The organism is Acidovorax kalamii (assembly GCF_002245625.1).
GTDB classification, from domain to species: domain Bacteria; phylum Pseudomonadota; class Gammaproteobacteria; order Burkholderiales; family Burkholderiaceae_C; genus Acidovorax; species Acidovorax kalamii.
In genome coordinates, this window is record NZ_NOIG01000011.1 from 434,183 (window position 1) to 458,017 (window position 23,835).

Here is a 23,835-nt window from a genome sequence, read left to right on the forward strand (position 1 = left end):
TATGGCAATGACCAAGAAAAAAACTTCTTCCGTTTCGCTGCTGGATGCAGCACTCATCAAGACTGCGCTCTGGGGAGCGCTGGCCAAGTTGAGCCCCTTTTTGCAGTGGCGCAACCCGGTGATGTTCATCGTGTACATCGGCAGCATCTTCACCACGCTGCTGTGGCTGCATGCACTCAATGCGCCTGAGGACGCGAGCATGCGCCCGGCGTTTGTGCTGGCCATCACGGTCTGGCTGTGGTTTACCGTGCTGTTTGCCAACTTTGCCGAGGCGCTGGCAGAAGGGCGCAGCAAGGCGCAGGCCGCCTCGCTGCGCGGGCTGCGCAAGGAGACCTGGGCCAAGAAGCTCAAGGAGCCGGTTCACGGCGCAGCTTTTTTGCCCGAGCTGGCCACCAACCTGCGCCGGGGCGACGTGGTGCTGGTGGAGGCGGGTGACGTGATCCCGCTGGATGGCGAGGTGATCGAGGGCGTGGCCTCGGTGGACGAGAGCGCCATCACCGGCGAATCGGCCCCAGTGGTGCGCGAATCCGGCGGTGATTTTTCTGCCGTCACTGGCGGCACCCGTGTGCTGTCCGACTGGCTGGTGGTGCGCGTGGCGGTGAACCCGGGCGAGTCCTTCCTCGACCGGATGATCGGCATGGTGGAAGCCGCCAAGCGCCAGAAAACGCCTAACGAGATCGCGCTGACCATCTTGCTGGTAGCGCTGACCATCGTGTTCCTGGTCGTTACCGTGACCCTGCTGCCGTTTTCGATCTTCAGCGTGCAGGCCTCGGGTGCGGGCACGGTGGTCTCGCTGACCGCGCTGGTGGCCCTGCTGGTGTGCCTGATCCCCACCACCATTGGGGGCCTGCTGTCCGCCGTGGGGGTTGCGGGCATGAGCCGCATGATGCAGGCCAACGTGATCGCCACCTCGGGCCGTGCCGTGGAGGCGGCTGGTGATGTGGATGTGCTGCTGCTGGACAAGACCGGCACCATCACCCATGGCAACCGCCAGGCCAGCGCGTTTCTGCCAGCGCCGGGTGTGTCCAGAGCGCGGCTTGCACGCGCCGCACTGCTGGCGTCGCTGGCAGATGAGACGCCCGAAGGCCGCAGCATTGTGGAGCTGGCCCGCCGCGAGGGTGTGGAAGGCCAGAACCCCCAGGGCGTCAAGCTGGTGCCCTTCACCGCGCAGACCCGCATGAGCGGCGTGGACCTGCCCGCAGGCGAGGGGCAGCCGGAATCTGCTGTCACCATGCTGCGTAAGGGGGCCGTGCTGGCGCTTGCCAAACATGTGGAAGCCCTGGGCGGCAAGATGCCGCAGGAAGTCATGAGCGCGGCCGACCAGGTGGCCTTGCGGGGCAGCACGCCCCTGGCGGTGGCCGACGGCAGCCACGTGCTGGGCATTGTCGAACTCAAGGACATCGTCAAGGCGGGCATCAAGGAGCGCTTCATCGAGTTGCGCCGCATGGGCATCAAGACCGTGATGATCACCGGCGACAACAAGCTCACGGCGGCGGCCATCGCAGCCGAGGCGGGGGTGGACGACTTCCTGGCAGAAGCCACACCCGAAGACAAGCTGGAGCTGATCCGCAAATACCAGGCCGAAGGCCGCCTGGTGGCCATGACCGGCGACGGCACCAACGATGCCCCTGCACTGGCCCAGGCCGACGTGGCTGTGGCCATGGGCAGTGGCACGCAGGCCGCCAAGGAGGCGGGCAACATGGTGGACCTGGACTCCAACCCCACGAAGTTGCTGGAGGTGGTGGAGACGGGCAAGGCGCTCTTGATGACGCGCGGCTCGCTCACCACCTTCTCCATCGCGAACGATGTGGCGAAGTATTTCGCCATCGTGCCGGCCATCTTTGTGTCCACCTATCCGCAGCTGTCCGCGCTCAACGTCATGCAGTTGGCCAGCCCGTCATCCGCCATCCTGTCGGCCGTGATCTTCAATGCGCTGGTGATCGTGTTCCTGATTCCCCTGGCCTTGCGCGGCGTGCGCTACCGCCCGGTGGGTGCGGCGGCGCTGCTGCGGCGCAACCTGGCCATCTATGGGCTGGGCGGGCTGCTGGTGCCGTTTGTGGGCATCAAGCTGATTGACTGGATACTTGTGGCCGTCGGGCTGATCTGAGGAGATTCTGATGAAAAACATTCTTCGCCCCGCGCTGGTGCTGTTTGCCTTGTTGAGCGTGCTGACCGGGCTGCTGTATCCGCTGGTGGTGACGGGCGCCGCCCAGGCGGTGTTCCCCCAGCAGGCAGCGGGCAGCCTGGTGCAGCGCAATGGCCAGACCGTTGGTTCCTCGCTGATTGGCCAGAACTTTTCAGACCCCGGGCATTTCTGGGGCCGTCCATCGGCCACGGCGCCCATGCCGTACAACGCGGCGGCGTCCAGCGGATCCAACCAGGGGCCGCTCAATCCGGCGCTGCAGGACGCCGTGAAGGCGCGCGTGGAAGCCCTGCGCGCGGCCGACCCCGGCAACACGGCCCCCGTGCCGGTGGACCTGGTCACGGCCTCGGCCAGTGGCCTGGACCCTCACATCAGCCTGGCTGCGGCGCAGTACCAGGCAGGGCGCGTGGCGCGGGCCCGCAGCCTGCCGGTGGCCAGCGTGAATGCCGTGATTGGCAAGCACGCGGAGCAGCCGCTGTGGGGGCTGCTGGGTGAGACCCGGGTGAACGTGCTGGCGTTGAACCTGGCACTGGATGGCCTGCGCTGACATGCACGGGGCATTTATTTGGCACCGATACTCGTTGATGCATGACTGACATCCAGCGCCCCGACCCCGACGCCTTGATTGCGCAGTTGCGCGCCCAGGAAGAGCAGACCCAACGGGGCAAGCTGCGCATCTACTTTGGTGCCAATGCCGGGGTCGGCAAGACCTGGGCCATGCTCAGCGCCGCGCAGCGCGAGCGACGCGCCGGGCGCGACATCCTCATCGGCGTGGTGGAAACCCATGGCCGCGCGGAAACCGCTGCGCTGCTGGAGGGGCTGGAGTCGCTGCCCCTGAAGCAGGTGGAGTACCGGGGCCGAACCTTTTCCGAGTTTGATCTGGATGCGGCCCTGGCCCGCAAGCCTTCCATCCTGCTGGTGGATGAACTCGCGCACTCCAACGTGCAGGGTTCCCGCCACGCCAAGCGCTGGCAGGACGTGCAGGAGCTGCTGGCCGCTGGCATCGACGTGTGGACTGCACTCAACGTGCAGCATCTGGAGAGCCTGAACGGCACGGTGGGGGCCATCACCGGTGTGCGCGTGCACGAAACGGTGCCCGACACCGTTCTTGACAACGCTGACGAGGTGGTGCTGGTCGATGCCACACCCGATGAGCTGATCGCCCGTCTGGGCGCGGGCAAGGTCTATGTGCCCCAGCAGGCAGAGCGTGCGGCGCAGAGTTTCTTCCGCAAAGGCAACCTGATCGCCCTGCGCGAAATTGCCCTGCGGCGCACGGCAGAGCATGTGGAGGACGATGTGCTGGGTTGGCGGGTGGAGCAGTCGGGCGCTTCCGGCAACCGCGTGGCCAGTGCCTGGAACACCTCAGGCAGCATCCTGGCCTGTGTCGGGCCCCATGAAGATGCAGCGCAGACGGTGCGCACAGCCGCCCGCCTCGCAGGGCAGCTCAATGTGAAGTGGCACGCCGCCTATGTGGAGACGCCCCGGCTGCAGCGCCTGGAGGCCGCCCAGCGCGACAAGATTCTGGCCGTGCTGCAACTGGCGCAGGAGCTGGGGGCCGAGACGGCTGTGCTCACGGGCGACCGGGTGGCGCCCGCGCTGGCGGCCCAGGCGCTGCATTTGAACTGCGCCACGCTGGTGCTGGGGCGCCCCGCAGTGCGCGTGGGGTGGCGCAAGCTGCTGGCCCCCAAGGGCGTTGCGCGCGAGCTGGCCGAACGCGCACCTTCGCTCGACATCGTCGAGGCCGCGCATGCGGGCAGCTCACGGCGCCTGCCCCAGGCACTGTGGGACCGCAACATTGGCCTGGATGATGACGGTGATGTGGGCGAGCCCGGCGCGGGGCGCTATCGCTGGCAAGGTTTTTTGTGGGCGCTGGGCGCCAGCATTGCCGTCACGGTGCTGGCAACCCCGCTGCATGGTTTGCTGGAGCTGACCAACATCGTGATGCTGTACCTGGTGGGTGTCGTCGCGGTGGCCATGCGCTTTGGCCGCGTGCCTGCCGCGATGGCGGCGCTGCTGAATGTGCTGGCATTCGATTTTTTCTTCGTCTCGCCGCGCCTGTCGTTTGCGGTGAGCGACGTGCAGTACATCGTCACGTTCGCGGTGATGCTGGGCGTGGGGCTGCTGGTGGGGCAGCTCACGGCCGGGTTGCGGTTTGCGGCCGGGGTGTCGATCAGCCGGGAGCGGCGCGCCCAGTCGCTGTTTGAACTCACCCGCGAGCTGTCGGCGGCGCTGGAGACCAGCCAGGTCATCGAGATCGGAGCAGCCGCGGTGCAGGGGCACTTTGGGGGCCGCGCCGTGGTGGTGGCGCTGGACGCGTCGGACCGCCTTCAGTACCCCGATGAGCTGCCGCCGGGCTTTGACAAAAGCGTGGCGGACTGGACCTTGCGCCAGGGCCAGAGCGCCGGGCTGGCGACCAGCACCCTGGCCGCGCAGACTTGGCGCTATGTGCCGCTGAAGGCCCCCATGCGCGTGCGGGGCGTGCTGGCGCTGGAGCCCGCCCAGCCCCGCTGGCTGCTGATCCCGGAACAGGCGCAGCAGCTGGACACCCTGGCGCGGCAGATCGCCATTGCCCTGGAGCGTGTGCATTACGTGAACATTGCGCAGCAGGCCGTGGTGGACATGGAGTCGGAGCGGCTGCGCAATGCCCTGCTGGGCGCGGTGTCGCACGACGTGCGCACGCCCCTCACGGCCTTGATCACGCTGGCCGAATCGTTGCAGGCCGCGCCGCCGCAAGAGACAGGCAACATCGCCAAGGCCATCGTGCACCAGGCGCACCAGCTCAATGCGCTGGTCAGCAACCTGCTGGACATGGCGCGCCTGGAGAGCGATGTGTCGGGGCAGAGCGTCCACCTGCGGCGGGACTGGCAGTCGGTGGAAGAGGTGGTCGGCTCGGCCATCCGGGCCGCCAGGCCAGCGCTGGGCGACATGCCCGTGCGCACGGAGCTGCCCGCCGACTTGCCGCTGGTGGAGTTTGACCCTGTGCTCATCGAGCGCGTGCTGGTCAACCTTCTGGAAAATGCGGCCAAATATGGCGCAGCGCCGGTGGTGGTGAAAGCATCCACCACCGACAACATGCTGGTGCTGAAGGTGCGGGACCATGGCCCGGGCCTGCCCGCCTCGGTGCGTGGCAAAGAGCACACCCTGTTTGAAAAATTCACCCGGGGTCAGGCGGAATCCGCCACCCCGGGCGTGGGCCTGGGCCTGGCGATCTGCAAGGCCGTTGTGCAAGCGCATGGCGGTGCAATTTCTGCTGCCAGTGTGGAAGGGGGCGGTGCAGAATTCACGGTGACCCTCGCGCGGCGCGAGCCGCCGCCCGACCCCGGTTTGAGCGAGATGGAGCGGGGCGTTTCTGCCCCCTGAAGACAACCATGCAGATACGTACCGTTTTGGTGATCGAGGACGAGCCACAGATCCGGCGCTTTGTGCGCAGTGCGCTGGAGGCCGAGGGCTGGCAGGTGCACGAGGCGGGCACCCTGCGCGAGGGCTTGTCTGCTGCAGGCACTCGCCACCCCGACCTGCTGGTGCTGGACCTGGGGCTGCCCGATGGCGACGGGGTGGAGCTGATCCGCGATGTGCGGGGCTGGTCCGCCGTGCCCATCATCGTTTTGTCTGCACGCACCGACGAGACCGACAAGATTGCCGCACTCGATGCCGGTGCAGACGACTACCTCACCAAACCCTTCGGCACGGGCGAACTGCTGGCGCGGGTGCGGGCCAACCTGCGCAGGCCCCGCGCCGCCACCGGCAACGGGCTGGTGCAGGAGGCGGCGGAGCCCCTGTTCCATTTCGGCGACGTCGAGGTGGACCGCAGCGCGCGCCTGGTGCGCAAGGCCGGGGTAGAGGTGCACCTGACGCCCACCGAGTACCGCATGCTCATGGTGCTGGTGGCCAACGCAGGGCGGGTCATTACGCAAAAGCAGTTGCTGCGTGAGGTGTGGGGGCCCATGCGCTCGGACCAGAGCCACTACCTGCGCATCTACATGGGGCACCTGCGGCAAAAGCTGGAGGCCGACCCCGCGCAGCCCCGCCATTTGCTCACCGAGTCGGGGGTGGGATACCGCCTGGCGGTGTAGGGCAGGCGGCAGGTGGAGCAGCGCTTCAGCGTCAGCCGGATGGTGGGCGGTCAGTATCACCGGCCCGCCTTGGGGCTGGCGATGGCTGCGAAGCAGAGCGTGTTTGCCGTTGGCGTGTCGGTTCCCGAAGCCAGCCCGTTTGAAAAAGGAGGGTGTGGGCAAATGGTGGGGCTGCTCACACCTGCTCTTTCTGCTGGGTGGAGAAGTCCTGTTTGCTATTAAATGTGTAGCGTTCAACGTATTGTGGATGCGCGGAGGGCCGCATTTTTCTTGTATTTTTGGTCTTTGTCTGCGCCGCGCGCACCAACAGGTGCTCGGCCTGCCTTCGGCTTCGGGCCGGTTCATCGCGGCAGGCAGGGCAGTTCTGTATGCCTGGGTAGTGAATGGGCCTGCGACCAGGGCACGCGGGCCGGGCCCAGTGGCCTGGCAGACGGTGCGATGATTGGTCGGCCCTCTGCCGTACTCCCGCTGCCTTGGCATCCCCCCAAGTCAGGCGTGACCGCCGCTGGCAGACGCTTCATCTTCACTCCCCATGACCCAGGCAACGCCCCACCCGTCTCCCGCCTCGAATCCGCTGGATTCACTCGTCCCCTTGCTGTTTGTCGCGCTCTGGAGCACAGGCTTCATCGGTGCGAAGCTGGGCCTGCCGTACATCGAGCCGCTGACCTTCCTGGGGCTGCGCTTTGCCATCGTCACCGTGCTCATGCTGGCTGTGGTGGCGCTGGTGCGTGCGCCCTGGCCCCCGGCGGGCAGGGCGTGGGGGCACATCGCAGTGTCGGGCCTGCTGGTGCATGGCGTGTACCTGGGCGGGGTGTTTATGGCCATTGGGCACGGGCTGCCGTCGGGCATCACGGCACTGGTGGTGGGCTTGCAGCCGCTGTTGACTGCACTGGTGGCGGGCGCCTTGCTGGGCGAGAAGGTGCGGCCTGCGCAGTGGGTTGGGCTGGGGTTGGGGTTCAGCGGCGTGGCGTTGGTGGTGGCGGGCAAGGTGGCGACTGTGCCTGCGGGTGCTTTGGTGGGCATGCTGCTGCCCGCACTGGTGGCGCTGCTGGGCATCACGGCGGGAACGCTTTATCAAAAACGGTTTTGCCCCTCGTTCGATCTGCGCACAGGCTCGGTGATCCAGTACCTGCCATGTGCCATTGCCATGGCGGTGCTCGCCTATGCCACCGAAACCATGGCGATCACATGGAGCGGTGAGTTCGTGTTTGCGCTGGGCTGGTTGGTGCTGGTGTTGTCGCTCGGGGCCGTGAGCCTGCTGAACCTGCTCATCCGCCGGGGCGGCGCGGTGAATGTGGCCAGCCTGTTTTACCTGACCCCACCCACCACGGCACTGATTGCCTGGGCGATGTTTGGCGAAACGCTGACCGGCTGGGCGCTGGTGGGGATGGTGCTGGCGGCTGCGGGTGTGTGGCTGGCGCGGCAGACGCGGTGAGGGCGGCGTTGCCAGTGAAGCCCTCCAACTGCATCCAGGGGTTGCGCTGCAGTGGGAACCGTGGCAGATCAATTTGCTATTTTATTTATAGCGTGTTTGGCGCACTGGACGCGCGCAGAGGCCGATTTCCTCTATAAATTCATGCGTCATCTTGCGGCATGGCGCCCATCAGATGGCGGGATGCACCCCAAGGATGTTCAGCGGCCCCGCGATGGAGAGCCCGCTAAGACCCACTGCGGATTCCAGCGCAGACACATGGCCGCCTTCTGCCCATACATCCACCAGTGCATCTTTCACCCCGAACTGGCAGGCAATGGTGGCGATGCGGAACGCCTCTGTGCGGTCGAAGAGAAGTTGTGCCGGCCAGCGGACCAGAAACCAGCGCTTGCACTGGAATTCGATGCGCTTCCAGTCCGATGGGCGGCGAATGTGGTTGATGCAGTCCACCTGCTTCGCCAGCAACACCGCCTCAGCCGGTTGCAGCGCGGAAGCTGTGGCTTGGAGCAGTGCTTTCTCGAACGGCAGCAGTTGGTCGGTGGGCGTCGGCGCGACGATGGGCCGGAGAGACCCGGTCAGTGCAGCCATGGCAACGGCCTCAGAGCTTGCGCAGCCGTTCCAGCGCTGCGCGCAGCGTTTCGTCCTTCTTGGCAAAGCAGAACCGCACCACACGCTGGTCAAAACCGTCGCCATAAAACGCCGAAAGCGGAATCGCAGCCACGCCCACTTCGCGGGTGAGCCACTGGCAGAAATCGGCCTCGTTCAAATCGCTGATGGCCGAGATGTCCACACACTGGAAGTAGCTGCCGGTGCTGGGCAGCAGCTTGAAGCGCGAGCCTGCCAGCCCTTCGCGGAACAGGTCGCGCTTGGCCTGGTAGAAGGCGGGCAACTGCAGGTAGGGCGTGGGGTCTTGCAGGTAGGCGGCCAGCCCGTGCTGCACGGGGGTGTTGACGGTGAACACGTTGAACTGGTGCACCTTGCGGAACTCGGCCGTCAGTGCTGCGGGGGCCGCCACGGTGCCGACCTTCCAGCCGGTGACGTGGAAGGTCTTGCCAAAGCTGGACACGATGAAGGCGCGTGCCGCCAGACCGGGAAAGCGTGCGGCGCTTTCATGCTCGGCGCCATCGAACACCATGTGCTCGTACACCTCGTCGCTGATGAGCAGGATGTCGGTGGGGGCGAGCAGGTCTTCGAGTTGGCGCATCTCCTCAGCCGTCCAGATGGTGGCGCTGGGGTTGTGCGGGCTGTTGATGATGATGGCGCGGGTGCGCGGCGTGATGGCCGCGCTGATCTTGGCGAAGTCGGGCCGGAAAGTGCCGGGCGTGAGCGGCACGCGCACGGCCTTGCCGCCGGCCAGCTCGATGTTGGGCACATAGCTGTCGTAGCAGGGGTCGAGCACGATCACCTCGTCGCCCTCGTGCACGATGGCCAGGATGGCGGTGATGATGGCCTGCGTGGCGCCTGCGGTGATGGTGATTTCGGTGTTGGGGTTGTAGGCACGTGCATGCAGCGCCTCGATCTTGCGGGCCACGGCTTCGCGCAGGGCGGGCACGCCGGTCATGGGGGGATACTGGTTGTGGCCGGCCTGCATGGCGGCGGTGACGGCGTTCACCAGCTCGGGCGCGCATTCAAAGTCGGGGAAGCCCTGGCCCAGGTTGACGGCCTTGTGTTCTGCGGCCAGCGCTGACATCACGGTGAAGATGGTGGTGCCGACATTGGGCAGCTTGCTGGGGAAGGCGGGTGTGCGGGCGGTGGTGGAAGTCATGGCGCAGCAGCGTGGAAAACGGGGAGATTTTGGAAGAGGTCGGGGGGCTTCTGGTGGGGAGCGCAGGTCAGAGCTCGTAGTCGTTGACATGCCCCGTCATCGCACGGGCAATCAGCTCGCGGCTCAGGCGGTCGCTGAGCAGCTCGGCAAACTTGTAGACAAAGTTGCGCAGGTAGGCGCCGCGCTTGAAGGCGACGCGGGCCACGCTCTGGCCGAACAGGTGACCCACGGGGCGCACGGCCAGGTCGCCCACCGGGTCGTCGCGCATGGCCATTTCGGCCACGATGCCGATGCCCAGGCCCAGGCGCACATAGGTCTTGATCACGTCGGAGTCAATGGCTTCGAGCACGATGCGGGGCGTGAGCTTGCGCGCAGCAAAGGCGTGGTCAATCTTGCCCCGGCCGGTGAAGGAGGGGTGGTAGGTGATCAGTGCCTCGTGGGCCAGGTCGTCCAGGCCAATGCGCTCCTTTTGTGCCAGCGGGTGGTCGTTGGGCACGACCAGCACGTGCTGCCATTCGTAGCAGGGCAGGGTGACGAGTTCGGGGTAGTCGGCCAGCGATTCGGTGGCCATGCCGATCTCGGCCACCTCGTCGATGATCATGCGGGCCACTTCGTGGGGCGTGGCCTGGTGCAGGCTCACGTTGACCTTGGGGTAGGCCTCGCGCAGCCGTGCCACGGGAACCGGCAGCACATAGCGCGCCTGGGTGTGGGTGGTGGCGATGCTGAGGGTGCCGCTGTCTTGCGCACTGAACTGCTCGCCAATGCGCTTCAAATTGCCCACCTCGCGCATGATGACTTCAATGCTCTTGAGCACATGCTGGCCGGGCTCGGTGATGCGCTTGAGGCGCTTGCCGTGGCGGGCAAAGATGTCCACGCCCAGTTCTTCTTCCAGCTCGATGATGGCCTTGGACACGCCCGGCTGCGAGGTGTGCAGGGCCTTGGCGGCTTCGGTCAGGTTGAGGTTGCGGCGCGCCGCCTCTTGAACGAAGCGGAATTGGTGCAGGTTCATATCTGATATCGCCTAAAGATTTGCATCATTATGCTGCAATCGTCTAAGCGCTACCGGGCGCAGCTGCAGAATTTTCAGTCCAGCGGGACCTCACAGGCGATGTCGGCCATCAGGGCGGTCATGCGCGGGTCCTCGCCAATGGCGGCCTGGACGTGGAACTGCACGCCGGGATGGGCAGCATGCAGTTCTTGCAACAGAACGGGCAGGTCTTCGCGCGCATGTTTGCCGGTGCCCAGAAACATGGGCACCACGGTGATATGAGTGGCGCCCTGGGTGACGAGCTGCTGGGTGGCCTCTGCCAGGCTGGGGACACACAGCTCCAGGTAGGCGCAGGCCACGGGGCGTGAGGGGTGCTGCGTTGCGATGCGCACGGCCACGGCTTCAATGGGCGCGCGCCACAGCGGGTCGCGGGAGCCGTGCGAGAACAGGACGATGGCTTTTTGCATGGATCGTGAAATGGCGTGCTGCCGCAGTCAGCGCCGCAGCACCAGCCAGCCGAAGGCGGCCAGGGATAGCACGGAATAGATCAGCCCAGGCGCGGCGGCGGTGAGCATGGGCGACCAGTTCTGCAGATTGCCTGCGTAGCCGAACACGTTGTTCAGCAGGAAGAAGCTGATGCCCGCCATGACCCCGCCAAACACATAGCCCGCAATGCCGCCCGAGCGGAAATGCAGATAGGCAAAGGGCAGGGCCAGCACCACCATCACCAGGCAGGAGAGGGGGTAGAACACCTTGCGCCAGAACTCGATCTCGTACTTTTGCGCGGACTGGCCATTGGCATTCAGGTGCCGGATGAACTGGAACAGGTCCAGCGTGGCCATGCGGTCGGGTTTGAGCAGGGAGGCGGCGACCATGTCGGCACTGATGCGCGTGGGCCATTGCAGGCTGGGGGTGTCGAGGTGTTCCACGCGCGCCTCGCCCTTGTCGTCGGTGGCGTTGCGGTGTTCAAAGCGGCTGCGCTGCACGTTGGTGAGCGCCCAGGCGCCGTCCGAGCCGAACTGGCCCGAGGCAGCCCGCGTCTGCGAGGCGAGGCGCCCTTTGTCGTCGAACTCGAAGATGCGCACATCCAGCATGCCGCCGTTGGGCGTGAGGGCGCGCACGTTGACGGCAAAGGAGTGGTTGTCCTGCCGCTCCTTGAGCCAGGCACCGGTGGCGCCTGTGGTCAGTTTGCCGAGGTAGCGCACCTTGATGAGCTGGGCCGTGCGGTCGGTGAGCGGGGCCAGGTAGTCGCCCACGGCAAAAGTCAGCAGCACAAACACGCCGCCGAGGGTGACCAAGGTGCGCAGCGCGCGCCAGGGACCCATGCCACTGGTGCGCATGATGGTGAATTCGGAGCTTTGGGCCAGGCGCGCCATCACAAAGATGGTGCCGATGAGCACGGTGATGGGCAGCAGCTCATAGAGGTGGCTGGGAATGCTCAGCACCACGAACAGGAGCGCATGCGAGAGCTGGTAGCCCTCGGCCCCGGCGCGGCCCACCCAGCGCAGCTCGTCCACCAGGTCGAAGAAGAAGAACAATGCCAAGAAACCGACCGTGACGAAGGTGACGGCGGACAGGGCCTCGCGGTGGATCAGGCGGCGGATGGTCTTCATGCGGGCCGCCCTCCCTGCGTCTGGGTGGCCCTTGATGGGCGGGGCGGCAGCAGGCGGCGCACGCTCCACTGGTTGTGTCGTATCGCCAGCACCAGCAATGACACGGCCAGCATGCCGCCGTGCAGCAGCACCATGAAGCTTGCCAGGTCCAACCGGCCGGCACCTACCCAGCTTTGGCCCAGGGTCATGAGGTTGTAGTAGACGATGAACCCGAACAGCGCAAACACCAGGCTGGTGCTGCGCGCGGCGCGCGGGTTGGCACTGGCCACGGCCAGGCCCAGCAGCACAAAGTTGAGGGCCGCCAGCGCCAGCCCCAGGCGCCAGCCCAGCTCGGCCCGGTAGGCGGGCAGGGGTTGCATGAGCAGGCTGAGGGTGGTGCGGGTCTTCACGGCCAGCTCTTCGGCGGAGCCCGGCGAGGCGGCGCCGAGGCGGGTGCCGTATTCGGAGAAGTCGCTGATCTTGACGCCGGGCTTGTCGCGCGAGGTCTCCAGCCGCTGGCCGTTGCTGAGCAGCACCATGCGCTCGCCCGCCTGGGTCTCCAGCCGCGCGCTGCGGGCTGAGGTGACGGACTCGCGCGTGCCGTCGTTGGCCGCGATGAACACGTTGTTGGCAGCCTGGGTGTCGGGGCTGTCCTTGTCGATGAAGAACACCCGGCTGCCGTTGGAGGACTCCTGGAATTCACCGGGTGCAATGCGGTCGATGTCGCTGCGCTGTTCATAGCGGGTCTTGAGTTCCTGGATCTGCGAGTTGGCCCAGGGCCAGACCAGCAGCGACAGCACGGCAATCACCACCATCACGGGCCAGGCAAACCGCAGCAGGGGCTTGACCAGGCTCAGCAGGCCCCGGCCACTGGCGAACCAGATCACCATTTCGCTGTCGCGGTACATGCGCGAGAGGGTGCCGACCACGGCAATGAACAGGCTCAGGCTCAGGATGGTGGGCAACTGACCCAGCACGGTGAAGCCCATGACCAGCATCACATCGGAGGGGCTCACGCTGCCTTTGGAGGCCTGGCCCAGGGTGCGGATGAGCATCATGGTCATGACCACGGTCACCAGCACCACAAGCGTCGCGCCGAAGCTGCGTGCCAGCTCTTTGCGAATGGATGAATCGAATAACATTGGCTCAGCGCGTGCTATGCATTTTTGCGTGCGCATCAAAGCGCATGGCCCGCTCAAAAGGAAAACACCGATTATGAACTTTGATCTCAAGACCCTGGATTTGACGGCGGCTGCCTCGGAGAAATGCGACCTGCTGGTGGTGCTGATTCCTGAGGGTTTCAAGCCGGGGGCTGACGCCCTGTCTGCCCTGGCGGCGCTGGCGCTCAAGCACGGAGATCTGGCGCTGAAGGCGGGCAAACAACTGCAGCTGTACCAGGTGCCCGCAGTGGCCGCGCGCCGCGTGGTGCTGGTGGGCTGCGGCGATGGCTCTGCCCGCGCGCTGCGCCAGGCCGTGCTGGCAGCGGGCGGTGCGATCAAGGCCCCCCACACCAAGCGGGTGGTGCTGTGCTGGGCGGGCGCCGCCTCTGCGGATGCCGTGGGCGCTGCCGTGCAGGCTGTCGCCGAGGCCAGCTATGTCTACACCACTACCAAATCGAAGGCAGAGGCCCGCAGCCTGGGCCGCTGTGTGATTGGTGTTGCCAGCCCCACCGAGGCGCGGGAAGGTTTTGACCGGGGTGTGGCGCTGGTGGCGGGTGTGGAGTTTGCGCGCGAATGGGGCAACCGCCCCGCCAACCATGCCACGCCCAGCCTGCTGGCCGATGCCGCCAAGACGCTGGCCAAGCTGCCGCGTATCCAGTGCAAGGTCCACGGCCCGGCCGAGGTCAGCCGCCTGGGCATGGGAGCCTTCATGGCCGTCGCCCGTGGCTCTGAAGAGCCGTTGCGTTTCATCGAGCTGCGCTACAACGGCGCTGCCAAGGACAAGGCGCCCGTGGTGCTGGTGGGCAAGGGCATCACCTTTGACACCGGGGGCATCTCGATCAAGCCCGCGCCCGAAATGGACGAAATGAAGTTCGACATGTGTGGCGCCGCCAGCGTGCTGGGCACGTTCCGCGCCTTGGGCGAGCTGCAACCCGCCATCAATGTGGTGGGTCTGATCCCGGCATGCGAGAACATGCCCGATGGCCGCGCCGTGAAGCCTGGTGATGTGGTCACCAGCATGAGCGGCCAGACCATCGAGATTTTGAACACCGACGCCGAGGGCCGCCTGGTGCTGTGCGATGCGCTGACCTATGCGGCCCGCTTCAAGCCAGCCGCCGTCGTGGACATTGCCACCCTGACCGGCGCTTGCGTGATTGCGCTGGGTGGCGTGCGCAGCGGCCTGTTTGCCAACAACGATGGATTGGCCGCTGCATTGCAGGAGGCGGGCGAATCCGCGCAAGACCCCTGCTGGCGCATGCCGCTGGACGACGACTATGCCGAGGGCCTCAAGAGCAACTTTGCCGACATGGGCAACGTGGCCGGGCGTGCGGGTGGCTCCATCACGGCCGCCAAGTTCCTGCAGAAATTTGTGGGCGACATGCCCTGGGCGCACCTGGACATTGCCGGCACGGCCTGGCGCGGTGGTGCGGCCAAAGGTTCCACAGGGCGCCCTGTGGGTTTGCTGGTGCACTATCTGCTGGCCCAGGCCCACGCAAAGGTGGGCAAGGCGGCGTCCGTACCGCGTGCGGCCGCCAAGCCTGCGAGCAAGCGCGCACCCCGGGCCAAGGCCGCCTGATCGAGCGGGCGCAGCATGACAGAGGTCGCCTTCCACTTCAACGCGCCTGACAAGCTGGTCTACGCGTGCCGCTTTGCGCGCAAGGTGCAGCGCAGTGGGGCGCGCCTGGTCATCACGGCACCGGCCGAGTCGCTGGAGACCCTGGACCGCATGCTCTGGGCCATGGCTCCCCAGGATTTTGTGGCCCACTGCCGCAGTGATGCGGACGAAGAGCTGGTGCTGGCGTCCCCGGTGTTGCTGGCGGTCGATGCGCGGTCGTCGGCGCACCATGAGGTGCTGCTGAATCTCAACATGGAAGTCCCCGAAGGCTTCGGGCGGTTTGACCGGCTGGTAGAGGTAGTGAGTGCCCATGACGAAGCCGACCGCGCCGAGGCGCGCGCACGCTGGCGCCACTATGCGTCGAGGGGCTATGCCATCACGCGCCATGATCTGGTGCTGAAAGGCGGCTGATGGCCACCCCACCCAAAGCGCCTCCCCGTTTTGTGCCCACACTCACCGAAGTGGTGCAGGTGCCGGGGACACCACCGGCTGCCATGCCCGTGGAACCCCGTGCGCGCACCACGGTCATGCCACCGCCGCACTCCACCGCGCCTTTGGACATGCGGCAACCCGCTGGTACTGCATTGCCCGCAGCGCCTCGGTCTGCGCGCCCACCGACTGCTGGGCCAGCGATTGGGATGGTCGGTGCCAGTCCGAGTACCGCGAGGGCACAAACACCTGCTCCCCAGCAGCGCATGTCCAGCGCCGCAGCGCCTTTGCCAGGGGCTATGCCAATGGCGCGTGCAGCGGCTGCACCCGCGCTGGCGCGGCCCATGCCCGAGGGCATGGAGGAATACATGGTGCACCGTGTCATGCAGCGGGTGGACGTTGTGCTGGATCAACGTCTGCGCGAAGCGATCGCCACGGTGGTGCAAGAACAGACAAGATCGGTGCTGCCCAGGCTGCGGGAGGAGATCGAATCCGTGGTCCGGCATGCGGTGTACGAGGCCGTGGCCGAGGAGCTTGCGAGCGGTGCGCCCACAGCCAGCAAGGGATGACAGGGTATTCCCCTGTGGTTTCCCTCGCATTTAATCGTGTTCCCTAATGATCTGGCCCGTAAATTGCGATATGTTCGCCTGCGTTGAGACACAAGAAGATTCTCAGCGTTTATCTTTACTGGAGATTGATATGCAATTGAAGTTGAAACTGACCGTGGTTGCTGCTATCGCAGCTGCAGCTGGTGTGGCCTCTGCACAAGAGCAGGTGGTCAAGATCGGCCACGTGGCTCCGGTTTCCGGCGCCCAAGCCCACTACGGCAAGGACAACGAAAATGGCGCCCGCATGGCCATTGAAGAGTTGAACGCTCAAGGTGTCACCATCGGTGGCAAGAAGATCAAGTTTGAACTGGTCGCTGAAGACGACGCTGCAGATCCAAAGCAGGGCACCGCTGCTGCACAGAAGCTGTGCGACGCCAAGGTTGCTGGCGTGGTGGGCCACCTCAACTCCGGTACCACTATCCCCGCTTCCAAGGTCTACAACGACTGCGGCATTCCTCACGTCACCGGCGCTGCCACCAACCCCAACCTGACCAAGCCCGGCTACAAGACCACCTTCCGCATCATCGCCAATGACAACGCCCTGGGCGCTGGCCTGGCGTTCTACGCTGTGGATACGCTGAAGCTCAAGACCGTTGCCATCATCGACGACCGTACCGCTTACGGCCAGGGCGTGGCAGACGTGTTCAAGAAGACGGCCACTGCCAAGGGCATGAAGGTGGTGGACGAGCAGTTCACGACCGACAAGGCCACCGACTTCATGGCGATCCTGACCGCCATCAAGGCCAAGAACCCCGACGCGATCTTCTACGGCGGCATGGACCCCCAAGGCGGCCCGATGCTGCGTCAGATGGAACAGCTGGGCATGGGCAACGTCAAGTACTTCGGTGGCGACGGCATCTGCACTTCTGAAATCGCCAAGCTGGCCGCTGGTGCTAAGACCCTGGGCAACGTGATCTGTGCCGAAGGTGGTTCTTCGCTGGCCAAGATGCCTGGCGGCACGGCCTGGAAGGCCAAGTACGACGCCAAGTACCCCAACCAGTTCCAGGTGTACAGCCCCTACACCTACGACGCTACGTTCCTGATCGTGGACGCCATGAAGCGTGCCAACTCCGTGGACCCCAAAGTCTACACGCCTGAGCTGGCCAAGGCCAACTTCAAGGGCGTGACTTCCACGATCGCCTTCGAGCCCAACGGCGAAATGAAGAACCCTGCGATCACGCTGTACGTCTACAAGGACGGCAAGAAGACCCCTCTGTAATAGAGAGTCGTTTATTACAAGGCGCTCCGGTGCCTTGCAAAAACAGAAAGGCTTCCTTCGGGAAGCCTTTTTGTTTTTTGGGGGGGGTGAACCCTCCTCGGGTTGGGTTGTAGCGGGCGTGCGTCTTAACGCCGCACTTGCAATGAACCAGGGTTCACGATGTTGGTCGGTGTGCCCTTGATGAAATTCACCACGTTGTCAAAAGCTGCGCCAAAGTACAGCTCGTAGCTGTCCTGTTCGACATACCCGATGTGTGGCGTGCAGATGCAGTTTTCCAGCCGCAGCAAGGCGTGGCCTTGCAGGATGGGTTCGCTCTCGAACACATCGACTGCGGCCATGCCAGGGCGCCCCCGGTTCAGGGCGGCGATCAGTGCGTCGGGTTCAATGAGTTCTGCGCGCGACGTGTTGACCAGCAGGGAGGTAGGCTTCATGCACGACAGGTCTTCGAGCGAAATGATGCCCCGGGTCTCATCGTTGAGGCGCAGGTGCAGCGAGATCACATCGCACTGCGAGAAAAACTCCTCGCGCGTCGTGGCCGCCTGGTAGCCGTCCGTCAACGCCTGCGCACGCGAGCCCTCGCGGCCCCAGATGCGCACATTCATTCCAAACGCCCGGCCGTAGCCCGCAACCAGCTGCCCGATGCGCCCATAGCCCCAGATGCCAAGTGTTTTGCCGCGCAGCACATTGCCCAGTCCAAAATTGGCAGGCATGGACGCGGTCTTCAAGCCGGACTGTTGCCAGGCGCCATGCTTGAGGTTGGAGATGTACTGGGGCAGCCTGCGCATGGAGGCCATCACCAGCGCCCAGGTCAGTTCTGCGGGGGCCACCGGAGAGCCCACGCCTTCGGCCACGGCAATACCGCGTTCGGTGCAGGCGGCCACGTCAATGTGGCTGCCGACCTTGCCCGTTTGTGCAATGAGCTTGAGGCGAGGCAACTTCTCGACGAGCTGGCGTGTGATCTGGGTGCGTTCCCGCACCAGCACGATGATGTCGGCATCCTTGAGCCGCACGGAGAGCTGGCCCAGCCCCTTGACGGTGTTGGTGTAAACCTTGGCGGTGTACGCGTCGAGCCGGGAGGCGCAATGCAGTTTGCGCACTGCATCCTGGTAATCGTCGAGGATCACTATGTTCATCCCGACATTGTGCCTTGGCAGCGATTGCGCACCGCGCCAGGTGGCCGCTTGGCGCACCAAAATCCCCGGCTTTTGGTGACGGAGTGTTGGCGTGGTCCGTCCAGGCATTCTGCCGGAGGGCTGCGTGCAATTGCTCCGGCGGGTTTGACGCGCTGGTGTCCTTGCAATCCGAGGGCATGTAAGCTCGCGCGCCATCTCCAAGGCATGCACCTCCAACACCGTGGGACTGCAATGCGATCCTCGAAAAAACTCCCGACAGGCTTCAGGCACGCATGGCTTCGGAGGCCACCATGCGGTCCAGCTCCGCGCACACATCGGCCATGCGTCCCGCAATCACCAGGCGGCCCGTGCCGGAGTCGGACACCCGGCGCAGGACTTTGGTTGGCCGGAGGTTTCGAACATGTGAATCAGTGGCCCTTGTTGACAAAAATGCGTGGCGGTCGCTGCCCATCGGGGCCATGGGCAGAAAAGACCTGCCCGCTGGCGCAGGCTGTCGGGCGGGGGCCTCGGAGGGGCGCAGCGGAGGCTTGACCGTGAAAGGCCAGTTGCCACGCAATGGCCGCGGGCCCTGCTGTGGAGTGGGCGGTCGCGGGCGGCCTAATACTGTGGCGTCTGCATCTACTGCGGCATCTGCGCGCGCAGGGTGTACCAGCAGGCGCTTCAGGCCGCGCAGCGGATTTTGCAAGGCAGTAAGGGTGAACAAGGCAAGTCCCATGTGAAAACTCCGAAGGTCGGGGGTTGAACACAGGCAGGATTGCAAAGTGATTTCATGCCATGCTACTTGCCGGGCCATGGCGGACGTGCAGGTACCTGTGGTGCAAGAGGCTGGCACCACAAGACAAGCAACGTCGCCGCGCTGGCACGGCCGGTGGCATGGCATGGGGTCTGCACTGCAGGGCTGATGTGCTGTAGCCAGCCCATCAAACGCCCGCCACCCGCAGTGCGGCCCAAACGGAGTGGCCTACATCAGCATGGTGTTGCGGATGAGGCCCACGGCCAGACCCTCGATTTCGAAGGGCTCACCGGGCTGGACCACGATCACCGGGTAGTCGGGGTTTTCGGGCAACAGCTCGATGGCCGTGGCGGTGCGGCGCAGGCGTTTGACGGTGACATCGTCACCCAGCCGGGCCACGATGATCTGCCCGTTACGGGCCTCGCGGGTGGACTGCACGGCGAGCAGGTCGCCGTCCATGATGCCGGCATCCCGCATGGACATGCCGCGCACCTTGAGCAGGTAGTCGGGCTTGTGCTGGAAGAGACTGTTTTCCACGCTGTAGGTCTGGTCCACATGTTCCTGCGCGAGAATGGGCGACCCCGCTGCCACGCGCCCCACCAGGGGCAACACCAGCTGCGACAGGCCCGGAATCGGCAGGCTGAACTGGCTGCCACGCGCTGCGTTGATGGAGCGCACCGTGTCGCCACGCAGGCGAATACCCCGCGATGTGCCGCTGACCAGCTCGATCACCCCTTTGCGGGCCAGGGCTTGCAGGTGTTCTTCGGCGGCATTGGCCGATTTGAATCCCAGCTCGGCCGCGATTTCTGCGCGGGTCGGGGGCGCGCCAGTGCGTGCAATGGCGGTCTGGATGAGATCCAGGATCTGCTGCTGGCGGGCGGTGAGTTTGGGGTTGTCGAGCATGGTGGTTTCCGGTGGCGGCGGTTACAGTGGCGAGCAACTGTTTTTTAATCCAGTAACTGTATTTTTCACCAGTTTTTCGGAGTATGCAAGTGAGCGGGCAAAAAATTGTGGTTTTGGGCACTGGGGGCACCATCGCGGGCACCTCGGCACAGGCGGGGGACAACATCGGCTACACCGCAGCCCAGGTGGGGGTAGAGCAATTGCTGGCTGCCGTGCCGGGCCTGCAGGCGCTGGCGGGCTGCATGCTGGTGGCCGAGCAGGTGGCCCAGGTGGACAGCAAAGACATGGACGATGACGTTTGGCGGGCGCTGGCCCTGCGCTGCGCGCACCACCTGGCGGACCCTGACGTGCGGGGCCTGGTCATTACCCATGGCACCGACACGCTGGAAGAAACCGCCTGGTTTTTGCACGAGGTGCTGAACACCACCAAGCCTGTGGTGCTGACCTGCGCCATGCGCCCCGCGACGGCGCTGACGCCCGATGGCCCGCAGAACCTGCTGGACGCCGTGGCTGTGGTGCTGGCCCCCGGCGCCACCGGGGTGGTGGCCGTGGCGGCCGGAGAACTGCATGCCGCCCGGAACGTGCAGAAGGTCCACCCGTACCGGGTGCATGCCTTCAATTCGAGCGATGCCGGCCCCTTGGGATGGGTGGAGGAGGGGCGGGTGCGCCTTGTGCAAAATTGGCCTCTTCCGCCCGTTAGGCGTGCCTTTTATGCTATCAAAACAGGAAGCGAATCCACTGAATGGCCTTGGGTGGAGGTGGTGCTGAGCCACGCAGGGGCACGGGCCCAGACCGTGGATGCGCTGGTGCATGCCGGTGTGCGGGGGCTGGTGGTGGCCTGCACCGGCAACGGGACCATTCACCATGCGCTGGAGGCCGCCTTGCTGCGGGCGCAGCAGGCTGGTGTGCGCGTGGTGCGGGCCACCCGGTGCCCCGAAGGGCAGGTGCTGCCCAAGCCCGGCGATGTGTTGCCGGATTCTGAGGGGTTGTCCCCGGTGAAGGCACGGGTGGCCTTGCTGCTCGACCTGCTGCAGGCGCACTGACGAGGCTGGCTGCTTTGTATATGTTCGCAGCGCTCAAGACGCATGCCTGGGCCTATCCGGCGCTGGAGGTGGTGCACATCGTAGGCATCGCGTTGCTGCTGGGCAACCTGGTGTTGTTGGAACTGCGGGTGTTTGGCCGGGGTGCGGCGCTGCCGGTGAAGGACCTGGCCCGGCTGAGCCTGTCACTGGCGCTGTGCGGATTTGCACTGGCCGCTGCCTCGGGCCTGCTGATGTTTGCCACGCAGCCCGCCGAGCTGCTCAGCAACCGGGCATTCACCTTGAAGATGCTGTTGTTAATGCTTGCCGGGTGCAATGCCGCATGGTTTCATGGGCGCGGTTCGCTCACGCGGCTTGATGCCCTGGCCCGCGCGCAGATGCTGGCTTCCACGGTGGTCTGGCTGGCCGTGGTGGCGTGTGGCCGCTGGATTGCCTATCTGTGAAGCCTGTCTGATTCTTCTTTTTCCAGGAGTCTCTATGAACTTGCCGCGCCGCCACCTGTTGCTTGCCGCCACCATCTGGCCCCTCGGGGTACACGCACACCATGGCTGGAGCAGTTTTGATGCGGACCGCCCCATTTACCTGGAGGGCACCGTGCGCAAGGTACGCTGGCAGAACCCCCATGCAGAACTCTCGCTGGAACTTGCAGCTGGCCTGAAGCTGCCAGCCGACCTGGCCCAGCGCCCCGTGCCTACGCAGACGGCACCGGTGGACGGCCGGGCGCTGCTGGCCAAGGCCGTGCTGCCCACCCGCAAGGACCGGCTCTGGGAGGTCGAGCTGGCGCCCCTCACACGCATGCAGGCGTGGCAGGTGCAGGAGATCCGGCCGGGTGCCCAGGTGTCGGTGGTGGGGTTCACCTTGCGCGAAGAGAAGGGCGACCCGGTGCTGCGCGCCGAGTACCTGTATGTCGATGGCAAGGCCTACGGCCTGCGGTCCAGTCCGGCTTGATCGAGCCTTGATGCAAGGTGGGGGGGGGGGGGCGCTGCGCGGTTGCGCACCTTGGCGCCATGAAAAAAGCGACGCCCTCGTGCGGGGCGTCGCTCGGGCCGCTGGGTCAGCGCGGCGGGTCTGTGTGGTGATGGCAGCAGGCGTTTTGCGTCTGCCTTCCCCTGTCGGTGCGACTTAACTGGCCAGGGCCTGCAGCGCACGTGCCGTGATTTCGTCCACGCTGCCCGTGCCGCTGATGGCGCGGTACTTGGGGGCCAGCTCGGGCTCGGCCTTGGCCCAGTTGCTGTAGTAGTCCACCAGGGGGCGCGTCTGGTCGCTGTAGACCTGCAGGCGCTTCTTGACGGTTTCTTCCTTGTCGTCCTCGCGCTGGATCAGCTCTTCGCCCGTGATGTCATCCTTGCCTTCCACCTTGGGCGGGTTGAACTTGACGTGGTAGGTGCGGCCACTGGCGGGGTGCGAGCGGCGGCCGCTCATGCGTTCGATGATGGCATCGAAGGGCACGTCGATCTCGAGCACGTAGTCGAGCTTGACGCCTGCGGCCTTCATCGCATCGGCCTGGGGGATGGTGCGGGGGAAGCCATCGAACAGGAAGCCCTTGGCGCAGTCGGGCTGCGTGATGCGTTCCTTGACCAGACCGATGATGATGTCGTCACTGACCAGGGCGCCCGAATCCATCACGGCCTTGGCCTGCAGGCCCAGCGGGGTGCCGGCCTTGACGGCGGCACGCAGCATGTCGCCGGTGGAGATTTGCGGGATGCCGTACTTCTGGCAGATGAACGTGGCTTGCGTGCCCTTTCCGGCGCCAGGCGCGCCCAACAGAATCAGTCTCATGGAAGTCCTCGAAGGTTAGAAATCAGTTGGCGCCGCTGGCGGGGACGCGCGAAGGGCGCCTGTAGCCGTTCTGTGCGCCCGGGATGCGGTGCTCTCGTTGCGGTCGAGGATAGCATGTGACCACCTTGCGCTGACTTACATGCGCGACTGTTTCCCCAAGGCCGCACCACCACAGTGCAGCACAGGCTGGGCCGGGCCCTCAGCCAAGCAGCGCGCGCACCCGTTCCAGGTCTTCGGGCGTGTCCACGCCCGGGCCTGGGGCCTTGTCTGCGATGTGCACGGCAATGCGGTGGCCATGCCAGAGGGCGCGCAGTTGTTCCAGCGCCTCGACGGCCTCAGTCGGTGCCGGGGCCAGCTGCGGAAACTGCCGCAAGAAACCGGCGCGGTAGCTGTAGATGCCGATGTGCCGCAGCGGCGCAAAACCCGCCAGTGCCGCAACACCCGGGGCCGCAGCCTGCGCGGCGCCTTGCCACCACGCGGTGCCCACATGGTCACGCGCAAACGGAATGGGCGCGCGGCTGAAGTAATGCGCCAGGCCGTGCGCGTCGAGCACCACCTTCACCACATTGGGGTTGGCGACGTCGGCCAGCGAGGCAATGGCATGGGCGGCCGTGCCCATGCTGGCTTCGGGCCTCGCAGGCAGCAGGCTCGCCACGGCGTTGATGAGCGCCGGGTCCATCAAAGGTTCGTCGCCCTGCACATTGACCACAATGTCGTCGCCCACCAGGCCCAGTTGGGCGCAGGCTTCAGCCAGCCGGTCGCTGCCGCTGGCGTGGTCGGGCCGGGTCATGATGGCCTGCACCCCATGGGCTGCGCAGGCCTGCAGGATGCGGGCATCGTCGGCAGCCACCACCACGCGGGTGGCAGTGCTTTGCGCGGCGCGCTGGGCTACGCGCACCACCATGGGCAAGCCAGCGATGTCGGCCAGCGGCTTGTCCGGCAGGCGGCTTGACGCCATGCGCGCCGGGATCAGCACCGTGAAGGGGCTTGTTGCTGCCGGTGCTGCGGTGGCGGCGCTCACCGCTCCAGTTCCTCGTCGGTCAGCGTGCGGGCTTCGTTTTCCAGCAGCACCGGAATGCCGTCACGCACCGGGTAGGCCAGCCGCGCGCTGCGCGAGACGAGTTCCTGCGCCTCGCGGTCGTAGGTCAGGGGGCCTTTAGTGACGGGGCAGACCAGCAGTTCAAGCAGTTTGGGGTCCATGGGGGCGGGGCTTTCCTGGGAGA

Annotated in this window: 23 protein-coding genes; 12 read left to right on the forward strand and 11 right to left on the reverse strand. The window is 65.5% G+C overall.

Going from position 1 to position 23,835, the window contains the following annotated elements:
* Positions 1 to 7: 7 nt before the first annotated feature.
* From kdpB to CBY09_RS18840, 5 genes are all read left to right on the forward strand, one after another.
* On the forward strand, positions 8 to 2,107 hold the full coding sequence (gene kdpB / locus CBY09_RS18820) for a potassium-transporting ATPase subunit KdpB (protein WP_094291087.1): 2,100 nt from the start codon (positions 8 to 10) through the stop codon (positions 2,105 to 2,107).
* Between the two features lie 10 nt (positions 2,108 to 2,117).
* Positions 2,118 to 2,690 (forward strand): potassium-transporting ATPase subunit KdpC, encoded by a 573-nt coding sequence (gene kdpC / locus CBY09_RS18825; protein WP_094291088.1) that lies wholly within the window; start codon positions 2,118 to 2,120, stop codon positions 2,688 to 2,690.
* Between the two features lie 41 nt (positions 2,691 to 2,731).
* Positions 2,732 to 5,503: a DUF4118 domain-containing protein gene (locus CBY09_RS18830; RefSeq protein ID WP_094291089.1), complete on the forward strand. Its 2,772-nt coding sequence runs from the start codon at positions 2,732 to 2,734 to the stop codon at positions 5,501 to 5,503.
* Between the two features lie 8 nt (positions 5,504 to 5,511).
* Complete coding sequence (kdpE, locus tag CBY09_RS18835; protein WP_094291090.1) at positions 5,512 to 6,216, forward strand: two-component system response regulator KdpE; 705 nt, start codon at positions 5,512 to 5,514, stop codon at positions 6,214 to 6,216.
* A 532-nt stretch (positions 6,217 to 6,748) separates the two neighbouring features.
* Positions 6,749 to 7,651 carry a DMT family transporter gene (locus CBY09_RS18840; RefSeq protein ID WP_094291091.1) on the forward strand — a complete coding sequence of 301 codons (903 nt, stop codon included), beginning with the start codon at positions 6,749 to 6,751 and terminating at the stop codon, positions 7,649 to 7,651.
* Between the two features lie 168 nt (positions 7,652 to 7,819).
* Here CBY09_RS18840 and CBY09_RS18845 read toward each other — a convergent pair whose 3' ends face one another.
* From CBY09_RS18845 to lptF, 6 genes are all read right to left on the reverse strand, one after another.
* Positions 7,820 to 8,236: a hypothetical protein gene (locus tag CBY09_RS18845; protein ID WP_094291092.1), complete on the reverse strand. Its 417-nt coding sequence runs from the start codon at positions 8,234 to 8,236 to the stop codon at positions 7,820 to 7,822.
* A gap of 10 nt (positions 8,237 to 8,246) precedes the next feature.
* The gene (locus CBY09_RS18850) at positions 8,247 to 9,413 is read right to left on the reverse strand and encodes a pyridoxal phosphate-dependent aminotransferase (RefSeq protein ID WP_094291093.1); all 1,167 of its coding nucleotides are present in this window, start codon (positions 9,411 to 9,413) and stop codon (positions 8,247 to 8,249) included.
* Positions 9,414 to 9,480: 67 nt separating this feature from the next.
* Positions 9,481 to 10,422, reverse strand: a complete 942-nt coding sequence (locus CBY09_RS18855) for a CysB family HTH-type transcriptional regulator (RefSeq protein WP_056062356.1) — start codon at positions 10,420 to 10,422, stop codon at positions 9,481 to 9,483.
* Positions 10,423 to 10,496: 74 nt separating this feature from the next.
* On the reverse strand, positions 10,497 to 10,868 hold the full coding sequence (locus CBY09_RS18860) for a sirohydrochlorin chelatase (protein WP_094291094.1): 372 nt from the start codon (positions 10,866 to 10,868) through the stop codon (positions 10,497 to 10,499).
* Positions 10,869 to 10,895: 27 nt separating this feature from the next.
* Positions 10,896 to 12,014: an LPS export ABC transporter permease LptG gene (lptG, locus tag CBY09_RS18865; RefSeq protein ID WP_094291095.1), complete on the reverse strand. Its 1,119-nt coding sequence runs from the start codon at positions 12,012 to 12,014 to the stop codon at positions 10,896 to 10,898.
* The gene (gene lptF / locus CBY09_RS18870) at positions 12,011 to 13,135 is read right to left on the reverse strand and encodes an LPS export ABC transporter permease LptF (RefSeq protein ID WP_094291096.1); all 1,125 of its coding nucleotides are present in this window, start codon (positions 13,133 to 13,135) and stop codon (positions 12,011 to 12,013) included. The genes lptG and lptF overlap by 4 nt, the downstream gene beginning before the upstream one ends.
* Positions 13,136 to 13,208: 73 nt before the next feature.
* On the opposite strand from lptF, the gene CBY09_RS18875 reads away from it, so the two are divergent.
* The 4 genes from CBY09_RS18875 to CBY09_RS18890 all read left to right on the forward strand — a co-directional run bounded on the left by CBY09_RS18875 (position 13,209) and on the right by CBY09_RS18890 (position 17,024).
* Positions 13,209 to 14,729, forward strand: coding sequence for a leucyl aminopeptidase (locus CBY09_RS18875; RefSeq protein ID WP_094291097.1), 1,521 nt, complete (start codon positions 13,209 to 13,211; stop codon positions 14,727 to 14,729).
* A gap of 15 nt (positions 14,730 to 14,744) precedes the next feature.
* A complete protein-coding gene (locus CBY09_RS18880; RefSeq protein WP_094291098.1) occupies positions 14,745 to 15,179 on the forward strand; it encodes a DNA polymerase III subunit chi in 435 nt (144 codons plus the stop codon).
* A 323-nt stretch (positions 15,180 to 15,502) separates the two neighbouring features.
* Positions 15,503 to 15,766 (forward strand): hypothetical protein, encoded by a 264-nt coding sequence (locus CBY09_RS23970; RefSeq protein WP_207253386.1) that lies wholly within the window; start codon positions 15,503 to 15,505, stop codon positions 15,764 to 15,766.
* Positions 15,767 to 15,896: 130 nt separating this feature from the next.
* Complete coding sequence (locus CBY09_RS18890) at positions 15,897 to 17,024, forward strand: branched-chain amino acid ABC transporter substrate-binding protein (protein WP_094291100.1); 1,128 nt, start codon at positions 15,897 to 15,899, stop codon at positions 17,022 to 17,024.
* A gap of 125 nt (positions 17,025 to 17,149) precedes the next feature.
* Here the strand turns inward: CBY09_RS18890 and CBY09_RS18895 are convergent, their stop codons facing one another.
* On the reverse strand, positions 17,150 to 18,157 hold the full coding sequence (locus CBY09_RS18895; RefSeq protein ID WP_094291101.1) for a D-2-hydroxyacid dehydrogenase family protein: 1,008 nt from the start codon (positions 18,155 to 18,157) through the stop codon (positions 17,150 to 17,152).
* 961 nt (positions 18,158 to 19,118) lie between these two features.
* Positions 19,119 to 19,793 (reverse strand): transcriptional repressor LexA, encoded by a 675-nt coding sequence (gene lexA, locus CBY09_RS18900; protein WP_094291102.1) that lies wholly within the window; start codon positions 19,791 to 19,793, stop codon positions 19,119 to 19,121.
* An 83-nt stretch (positions 19,794 to 19,876) separates the two neighbouring features.
* Between lexA and CBY09_RS18905 the strand changes: the two genes are divergently transcribed.
* From CBY09_RS18905 to CBY09_RS18915, 3 genes are read left to right on the forward strand one after another with little or no spacing between them, the layout of a single operon-like run.
* Positions 19,877 to 20,836 (forward strand): asparaginase, encoded by a 960-nt coding sequence (locus CBY09_RS18905; RefSeq protein ID WP_094291103.1) that lies wholly within the window; start codon positions 19,877 to 19,879, stop codon positions 20,834 to 20,836.
* A 20-nt stretch (positions 20,837 to 20,856) separates the two neighbouring features.
* Positions 20,857 to 21,276: a hypothetical protein gene (locus CBY09_RS18910; RefSeq protein ID WP_094291104.1), complete on the forward strand. Its 420-nt coding sequence runs from the start codon at positions 20,857 to 20,859 to the stop codon at positions 21,274 to 21,276.
* A gap of 34 nt (positions 21,277 to 21,310) precedes the next feature.
* On the forward strand, positions 21,311 to 21,781 hold the full coding sequence (locus tag CBY09_RS18915) for a DUF6152 family protein (RefSeq protein ID WP_094291105.1): 471 nt from the start codon (positions 21,311 to 21,313) through the stop codon (positions 21,779 to 21,781).
* Positions 21,782 to 21,955: 174 nt separating this feature from the next.
* Here CBY09_RS18915 and adk read toward each other — a convergent pair whose 3' ends face one another.
* The 3 genes from adk to CBY09_RS18930 form a co-directional block, all read right to left on the reverse strand.
* Positions 21,956 to 22,612 carry an adenylate kinase gene (adk, locus tag CBY09_RS18920; RefSeq protein ID WP_094291106.1) on the reverse strand — a complete coding sequence of 219 codons (657 nt, stop codon included), beginning with the start codon at positions 22,610 to 22,612 and terminating at the stop codon, positions 21,956 to 21,958.
* Positions 22,613 to 22,811: 199 nt separating this feature from the next.
* On the reverse strand, positions 22,812 to 23,633 hold the full coding sequence (kdsB, locus tag CBY09_RS18925; protein ID WP_276208307.1) for a 3-deoxy-manno-octulosonate cytidylyltransferase: 822 nt from the start codon (positions 23,631 to 23,633) through the stop codon (positions 22,812 to 22,814).
* The gene (locus CBY09_RS18930; RefSeq protein WP_056165650.1) at positions 23,630 to 23,812 is read right to left on the reverse strand and encodes a Trm112 family protein; all 183 of its coding nucleotides are present in this window, start codon (positions 23,810 to 23,812) and stop codon (positions 23,630 to 23,632) included. Before CBY09_RS18930 ends, kdsB begins: the two co-directional genes overlap by 4 nt.
* Positions 23,813 to 23,835 lie beyond the last annotated feature (23 nt).

Excerpts from the sequence above, each read along its gene's own strand:
- CBY09_RS18840 (WP_094291091.1), top strand. The coding sequence starts at position 6,749 with ATGACCCAGGCAACGCCCCACCCGTCTCCCGCCTCGAATCCGCTGGAT.
- CBY09_RS18890 (WP_094291100.1), top strand. The coding sequence starts at position 15,897 with ATGCAATTGAAGTTGAAACTGACCGTGGTTGCTGCTATCGCAGCTGCA.
- CBY09_RS18930 (WP_056165650.1), bottom strand. The coding sequence starts at position 23,812 with ATGGACCCCAAACTGCTTGAACTGCTGGTCTGCCCCGTCACTAAAGGC.
- CBY09_RS18905 (WP_094291103.1), top strand. The coding sequence starts at position 19,877 with ATGCAAGTGAGCGGGCAAAAAATTGTGGTTTTGGGCACTGGGGGCACC.
- CBY09_RS18860 (WP_094291094.1), bottom strand. The coding sequence starts at position 10,868 with ATGCAAAAAGCCATCGTCCTGTTCTCGCACGGCTCCCGCGACCCGCTG.
- CBY09_RS18875 (WP_094291097.1), top strand. The coding sequence starts at position 13,209 with ATGAACTTTGATCTCAAGACCCTGGATTTGACGGCGGCTGCCTCGGAG.
- CBY09_RS18880 (WP_094291098.1), top strand. The coding sequence starts at position 14,745 with ATGACAGAGGTCGCCTTCCACTTCAACGCGCCTGACAAGCTGGTCTAC.
- CBY09_RS18915 (WP_094291105.1), top strand. The coding sequence starts at position 21,311 with ATGAACTTGCCGCGCCGCCACCTGTTGCTTGCCGCCACCATCTGGCCC.
- CBY09_RS18850 (WP_094291093.1), bottom strand. The coding sequence starts at position 9,413 with ATGACTTCCACCACCGCCCGCACACCCGCCTTCCCCAGCAAGCTGCCC.
- CBY09_RS18845 (WP_094291092.1), bottom strand. The coding sequence starts at position 8,236 with ATGGCTGCACTGACCGGGTCTCTCCGGCCCATCGTCGCGCCGACGCCC.
- kdpE (WP_094291090.1), top strand. The coding sequence starts at position 5,512 with ATGCAGATACGTACCGTTTTGGTGATCGAGGACGAGCCACAGATCCGG.
- kdpB (WP_094291087.1), top strand. The coding sequence starts at position 8 with ATGACCAAGAAAAAAACTTCTTCCGTTTCGCTGCTGGATGCAGCACTC.
- lptG (WP_094291095.1), bottom strand. The coding sequence starts at position 12,014 with ATGAAGACCATCCGCCGCCTGATCCACCGCGAGGCCCTGTCCGCCGTC.
- CBY09_RS18895 (WP_094291101.1), bottom strand. The coding sequence starts at position 18,157 with ATGAACATAGTGATCCTCGACGATTACCAGGATGCAGTGCGCAAACTG.
- lexA (WP_094291102.1), bottom strand. The coding sequence starts at position 19,793 with ATGCTCGACAACCCCAAACTCACCGCCCGCCAGCAGCAGATCCTGGAT.
- CBY09_RS18830 (WP_094291089.1), top strand. The coding sequence starts at position 2,732 with ATGACTGACATCCAGCGCCCCGACCCCGACGCCTTGATTGCGCAGTTG.
- lptF (WP_094291096.1), bottom strand. The coding sequence starts at position 13,135 with ATGTTATTCGATTCATCCATTCGCAAAGAGCTGGCACGCAGCTTCGGC.
- kdpC (WP_094291088.1), top strand. The coding sequence starts at position 2,118 with ATGAAAAACATTCTTCGCCCCGCGCTGGTGCTGTTTGCCTTGTTGAGC.
- adk (WP_094291106.1), bottom strand. The coding sequence starts at position 22,612 with ATGAGACTGATTCTGTTGGGCGCGCCTGGCGCCGGAAAGGGCACGCAA.
- CBY09_RS23970 (WP_207253386.1), top strand. The coding sequence starts at position 15,503 with ATGGCGCGTGCAGCGGCTGCACCCGCGCTGGCGCGGCCCATGCCCGAG.
- CBY09_RS18910 (WP_094291104.1), top strand. The coding sequence starts at position 20,857 with ATGTTCGCAGCGCTCAAGACGCATGCCTGGGCCTATCCGGCGCTGGAG.
- CBY09_RS18855 (WP_056062356.1), bottom strand. The coding sequence starts at position 10,422 with ATGAACCTGCACCAATTCCGCTTCGTTCAAGAGGCGGCGCGCCGCAAC.